This is a genomic window from Hymenobacter agri, assembly GCF_054778495.1.
On record NZ_BAAGZM010000282.1, the window covers coordinates 1 to 5,444 of the forward strand.

General features: G+C 55.3%; 7 protein-coding genes. 5 read left to right on the forward strand and 2 right to left on the reverse strand.

Features of this window, described 5'->3' with window-relative positions; translation table 11 throughout:
* Positions 1-300: 300 nt before the first annotated feature.
* Both ACYVDE_RS13710 and ACYVDE_RS13715 read right to left on the reverse strand, forming a co-directional pair.
* Positions 301-552, reverse strand: coding sequence for a hypothetical protein (locus ACYVDE_RS13710; protein WP_460502107.1), 252 nt, complete (start codon positions 550-552; stop codon positions 301-303).
* A gap of 370 nt (positions 553-922) precedes the next feature.
* Positions 923-1,354 carry a hypothetical protein gene (locus ACYVDE_RS13715; RefSeq protein ID WP_460502108.1) on the reverse strand — a complete coding sequence of 144 codons (432 nt, stop codon included), beginning with the start codon at positions 1,352-1,354 and terminating at the stop codon, positions 923-925.
* 150 nt (positions 1,355-1,504) lie between these two features.
* On the opposite strand from ACYVDE_RS13715, the gene ACYVDE_RS13720 reads away from it, so the two are divergent.
* The 5 genes from ACYVDE_RS13720 to ACYVDE_RS13740 all read left to right on the forward strand — a co-directional run.
* Positions 1,505-2,161 (forward strand): DUF6348 family protein, encoded by a 657-nt coding sequence (locus tag ACYVDE_RS13720; RefSeq protein ID WP_460502109.1) that lies wholly within the window; start codon positions 1,505-1,507, stop codon positions 2,159-2,161.
* Between the two features lie 55 nt (positions 2,162-2,216).
* A complete protein-coding gene (locus tag ACYVDE_RS13725) occupies positions 2,217-4,031 on the forward strand; it encodes an ABC transporter ATP-binding protein (protein ID WP_460502110.1) in 1,815 nt (604 codons plus the stop codon).
* Positions 4,028-4,750, forward strand: coding sequence for a zinc-ribbon domain containing protein (locus tag ACYVDE_RS13730; protein ID WP_460502111.1), 723 nt, complete (start codon positions 4,028-4,030; stop codon positions 4,748-4,750). Before ACYVDE_RS13725 ends, ACYVDE_RS13730 begins: the two co-directional genes overlap by 4 nt.
* Positions 4,751-5,017, forward strand: coding sequence for a barstar family protein (locus tag ACYVDE_RS13735; RefSeq protein ID WP_460502112.1), 267 nt, complete (start codon positions 4,751-4,753; stop codon positions 5,015-5,017).
* Positions 5,018-5,056: 39 nt separating this feature from the next.
* Positions 5,057-5,444 (forward strand): ATP-binding cassette domain-containing protein (locus ACYVDE_RS13740; RefSeq protein WP_460502113.1); only part of this gene is annotated, 388 nt, incomplete at its 3' end.

A 5,444-nucleotide genomic window follows, 5' to 3' on the forward strand; every position in this document is an offset into this window, starting at 1 on the left:
GTGCTCGGCGGCGTAGCGGGCCTGCCCGGTCACTTTCAGGCGGCCGTCGACGCGGCTAAGAGGCTCGCCGGTGTGGGCGGTGGGAGGCGGCAGGCTATTCATGGTGGCGGAAGTGGTTCTACCACCTGTACGCCGCACCTTGGCCGGCGTTGCTCCGGGCGCGGTGGCCCCTCACCTGCCGCCGTTTAGGCACAAACCCGCTGGGCCCTAATAGCAAGCGGCTGCCCCCGCATCGGGAGCAGCCGCCAGTCGCGACAGAAATGTTGCTACAGTCAAATAGCTAAAACCAGACGCTCCGGCTTACAGCGTGCCCCGACGCTTGTGGCCGAAATTCGAGAAGAATCCTCCTTTGGCTTTATGCGTGCGGCGCTTCGAAAACTTGCGAAACCGGTCTTTATGGCGGCCTGGGCCGCGGTAGTAGCGGTACACGGGCCGGAAATCGCCGGCCATGGGCTTGTGGCGGTGAATGGGCCGGTGGGCCGCTGCGGCCGGTTGAATATCGATAGCGCAAGCGCCCAACAGCAGCAAAAACAACATGAGAGTACGCAGCATACACAAGGGGTTAAGCAATAAAAAAACGGGCTATATCAACCCGCCGCCGCAGCCTACGGCTCTAGCTTAACTATTTTACCTCAGCTATTATTACACCGAACGACAAATACGCCACTTAGCTCAACCTATTTACGGCCCTGCCGTCCAGCCTCAACACACTGATTATAAACAGTTAATAGGCCAAAAATCAACAGTTGAAATTATTTTGAAAATTTTAACCAGTTATATTCATCAATCCTGAAATCCAATTTAATAGTTTGATTTACGGAACAATTAGTTGGATGCAGACCTTAGCCGAACTCTTCACTGGCGAGAGAAATGTGGTAATGAATCCAGCTCCGCTTCTTAAGCGCCGGCAGCCTCCGGGGGCCTATGCCTGCGCACACAGCCAGCTCTGGGCTGCGTCCAGGTCGTCGAACAGATGAATGTGGAGCAGGTTGCCGATGCGCACCTGCAGGTTTTCGATGGCCAGCTGCCCGAAAATATCCGGCGACAGCACCTGCGCGAAGTAGCGCAGGCCGGCGCCGATGATGAGCGGCGTCCAGACTTCCTCAATCCAGGAGTTGGCGTCGGAGAAGTCGCCGGCGAGGTCGCGGTGGTCGTTGAGCAGCTTGGGGCAGGGCTCGGCGCGCAGCATTTCCACGTAGGTCAGGCCGCCGTCCATGATGGAGCCCAGCGTTTGCCGGCCCTGCCAGCGGGCGTGAATCCAGTTTTCGGCGCGGTTGCGCTCGACGGTGAGGTACACGCTGCCATCGCCGCGATGCAGTGCGGTGGTTGGGGTTGAAGCGGAAGCAGCATTCATGGCGCAAATATGGTAAGGGGCAACAACTTGCACCTCACATCCATGCCGACCATGATGGGGTAGATACGCCCGCTGCAAGCTTCTGTTACAATATCGTTACATACATTGCTATTACAGCTACAATAACTTAATGCCTGCAATACTGCTGATATGACAGATGCCAATGCTCAGCTTCAAGCCCTTTTCAACAGTCATGGAATTGACACTATTCCACTCGAGAAAAAGTTTATGCTAGTATCCAAGCAATTGGCATTGGTAGAATCTCGAATTACTTATCAAGAGTTTCCGAACAATATCTCTTCGCAGCTTGATGTCAGTATCATAATCAATAAGCGAGTTATTATCGAATGCTTTGGTGATGTAAGCGACACATTGGAAAGCGCAGTCGAATACAACCTGCGGAATTTTGCAAAAAACAGTCTTCACGTAATTATTGGGGCGTTACAAGACCTGTCGAAAAATGAGCAGCTCAACATTGCGCAGTGGGTCATTAATGGCCATTCATGGAAAATATATCACAGCAATTACGGTATCAAAGCAGCGGGAAATAAGCCTGTATATATCCCGGCCGAATTGTTCAATCGGATAGAAACTATTATCAGTTCGCTCGCCTTGACCGAAGAATACCACTGGTTTCGCTTCTTCTTCTGCTGTAGCAACTCTAAAATTTATGCCACTGAATTTCTTTATGACAATGAGAATTTTTCCGAAGCAGAACAAGATTTGCTAAACCTGGACTGGGAATTGACACCTGAGTATTATAGCATCCGGCTGTTTCTCATCCTGCGAAGAGTACACAGGGCTTAAACAACCCCGCCCCCACCCCGCTCGTCTAACCGGCTCCACCTTTCGCCCCGTTTCGATGAGCCTTTGGCAGATTATTCAACGCCTGCTGCCCTTTGTGCGGCCCTACCGCCGCCTGGTTATTGCCACGCTGCTGCTCACACTGGTGGGCTCGCTGGCCGCGCAGGTCAACCCCTTCGTGCTGCGTTATACGGTTGATACCGTACAGGGCATGCTCGACCGCGGGCAGGGCCTGGCCGACGGCTGGACCATGCTGGCCTGGGTGAGCGGTATTTTGTTGGGTAAGGAAATTATCAACACCGTCATCACCTTCGGGCAGAAATACTACGGCGAGAAAATCCGCATCAATATCTCCAGCGTGCTTTCGCAAACAGCCGTGAGCAAAATTCTGAGCTACGAGTTGGGGTTCTTTTCCGAGGAAAGCAACCAGACCGGCAAGCTCCAGACCCGCATCGACCGCGGCGTGGAAAGCCTCATGAAGCTGGTGCAAAACTTCTTCATCGACATCATGCCGCTCTTCGCCAACGCCATCGTAGCGCTGGTGGTCATTTTTCTGAACAACAAATGGGTGGGGCTGGTGGCGCTAGCGGTATTGCCGGTGTATTTCTGGCTCAGCTACGCGCAGGCCGAGAAATTGCAGGGCGTGCGGCGCGGCCTCCAGCGCCTGCGCGAGGAGAAAAACCACGGCCTCATCAGCATCATCGACAGCATTGTGGTCATCAAAAGCTTCGTACGCGAGCAGTACGAGGGCCAGAAACAGGCCGCCGTGCAAAGCCGCCTCGAAGCCGCCCAGCTCCTGACCCGCAAAACCAACTTCCGCTTCGACGGCCTCAAAACCTTCGTCGAGCAGATTGGCGTGGTGGCCATCATCGTGCTCACGGCCTACCTCGTGCTGGGCCGCCAGATTTCCATCGGGGCCATCATGTTCCACATTTTGCTGTTCAACAACGTATCGGCGCCCATCCGGCAGCTCCACCGCATCTACGACGAGATGAACGAAGCCCTCACCTACTCCGAAGGCTTCTTCGCCATCCTCGACGCCGACGACCAGCGCGAGCGCCCTGGCCCCCTGGCGCCCGGCGACAACCTGCGCGGCCAGTTTGAGCTGCGCAACGTCAGCTTCACCTACCCCAGCGGCACGGCCGCCCTGCACGATGTGAGCCTGACCATCGAGGCCGGCAAAACCACCGCGCTGGTGGGCCTGAGCGGCGCGGGCAAAAGCACCATCATCAACCTGCTCTGCCAGTTCTACCGCCCCGACCGCGGCGAAATCCTGCTCGATGGCCGCCCGCTGGCCGAGTACGATACTTTTGCTCTGCGTCAGGAAATTGGCCTGGTGCTCCAGAAAAACCACATTTTCAAGGGCACCATCGAAGAAAACATCCGCTACGGCGACTTCACCGCTACCCAGGCCGACATCGAAGCCGCCGCCCGCCAGGCCTACCTGCACGACCAGATTCTGGACTTGCCGCGCCAGTATGAGTCCGATGCCCAGCAACTGAGCGGAGGGCAGCAGCAGCGCATCGCCATCGCCCGGCTCTTCCTCAAAAACCCGCCCATCATCTTCCTCGACGAGCCCACCGCCAGCCTCGACGCCATCGCCACCGAGCAAATCAAAAACTCGCTCGACGCCATCAAGCAGGGCCGTACGGTGGTCATCATCTCCCACAGCCTCGCCCAAATCGTGGATTCGGACTGCATCTACGTCATGAAAAAAGGCCACATGGTGGAAAGCGGCACCCACGACGAACTCTACGACCTAAAAGGCACCTACCGCGAAATTTTCGACGCCTCGGCGCGGAGTTTAAACATCGAGAAGCTGGCCAAGACGATGGCCGATGACGGGGATGACGTGCTGGATACGGCGTCATGATGGCAAATTCGTACTTCAGAAACAAGCGTACCTTTTGCTCAAAAGCTGAATTCTTTGTTTATTCTGAAATGAAAAAGGCAGGAAAACCCAAGCCACTGAAGTGTCCATGTTGCGGCGAGTTGCGGACTGAATCTGAATGCTGCGTGTTTATCAGTCAGATTTCCCACGATGTACCAAATAAATATTACGGCACTATAGATGGGATTATAATTGGCAACTTCTACTGGCTTGATGCGCAGAAAAATAAAGTTGATTGGGCTTGTGATGTGTGCCTGATTCAGAAACGCGCATTACGAGGTAAGCCAAAGCGTCAATTATTCTGCGACATCGCTCCTCATTTTGCATATTTTGACAAAGAAATAATTTGCCGTGACTGCGGCATAAATTTCCAGTTCTCAAAAGAGGAACAAGCTCACTATTATGAAAAGCTAGTGTTCTGGGTACAAGCCGAGCGAGTCCGTTGCGACGCTTGTCAAGCAATAAAAAAAACGCGGGAGAGACTTTCGCAATTGTTAGTCAATCCTGATTACAACGACTTGGAGCAAGTAAAAGAAATAATTACGATTCGGCTCAAGTTGAAACAGTATCAGCAGGCCAAGCAGTTTTTAGCCATCGGTAAAAAGAATCACGTTTTGGGCAGCGCTCAATATTTGACGTTTGACTCATTAAGAAAGCAGGTTGCAGAAGCTGAATTGACAGGTGATAACCTTGAGCAATAAATGACCATCGACCTCACCCCCGTCACCACCAAAGCCGCCTTTCATATGCTGATGAAGCGCGAGTTGCACTTCCCCGACTGGTACGGCGTGAGCTGGGACGCCTTCTGGGATGCCATCATCGCCGTGGTCGAAATGCCCGACGTGGTGGTGCTCACGCACTGGCAAGCCTTCGCCGCCGCCTGCCCCAAGGACATGCTCATCCTGCGCGACATCATCGCCAACTACCCCCTCGAAAAACCCGGCAAGCAGCTGCTGCTTGCTGCCTAAGGCACACCAGCGGCGGCCAGCCCCGTTCTTTGCCGGCGCATGAACGACCTGCTCACCGTCACCAACCTCAGCCTCACCGAAAACGGCTTCACCGCGCTCCAGCCCATCAGCTTCACGCAGCAAGCCGGGCAGAAGTTGGCGCTGGCCGGCGAAAGCGGGGCCGGCAAAAGCACCCTGCTGCAACTCATCGCCGGCCTCATTCAGCCCAGTACCGGTACGGTGCAGGCCCTTGGCAGCCACGTGCGCGGGCCGCAGGAGCTGCTGGTGCCCGGCCACCCCGGCGTGGCCTACCTCTCGCAGAAGTCCGACCTGCCGCAGTTTCTGCGCGTGGAGCAGGTGCTGCGCTACGCCAACAAGCGCCCCGAAGCCGAAGCCCGCGCCGTGTACGAGGTGTGCCGCATCGCCCACCTGCTGCCGCGCCGCACCG

Excerpts from the sequence above, each read along its gene's own strand:
- ACYVDE_RS13710 (WP_460502107.1), bottom strand. The coding sequence starts at position 552 with ATGCTGCGTACTCTCATGTTGTTTTTGCTGCTGTTGGGCGCTTGCGCT.
- ACYVDE_RS13715 (WP_460502108.1), bottom strand. The coding sequence starts at position 1,354 with ATGAATGCTGCTTCCGCTTCAACCCCAACCACCGCACTGCATCGCGGC.
- ACYVDE_RS13720 (WP_460502109.1), top strand. The coding sequence starts at position 1,505 with ATGACAGATGCCAATGCTCAGCTTCAAGCCCTTTTCAACAGTCATGGA.
- ACYVDE_RS13725 (WP_460502110.1), top strand. The coding sequence starts at position 2,217 with ATGAGCCTTTGGCAGATTATTCAACGCCTGCTGCCCTTTGTGCGGCCC.
- ACYVDE_RS13730 (WP_460502111.1), top strand. The coding sequence starts at position 4,028 with ATGATGGCAAATTCGTACTTCAGAAACAAGCGTACCTTTTGCTCAAAA.
- ACYVDE_RS13735 (WP_460502112.1), top strand. The coding sequence starts at position 4,751 with ATGACCATCGACCTCACCCCCGTCACCACCAAAGCCGCCTTTCATATG.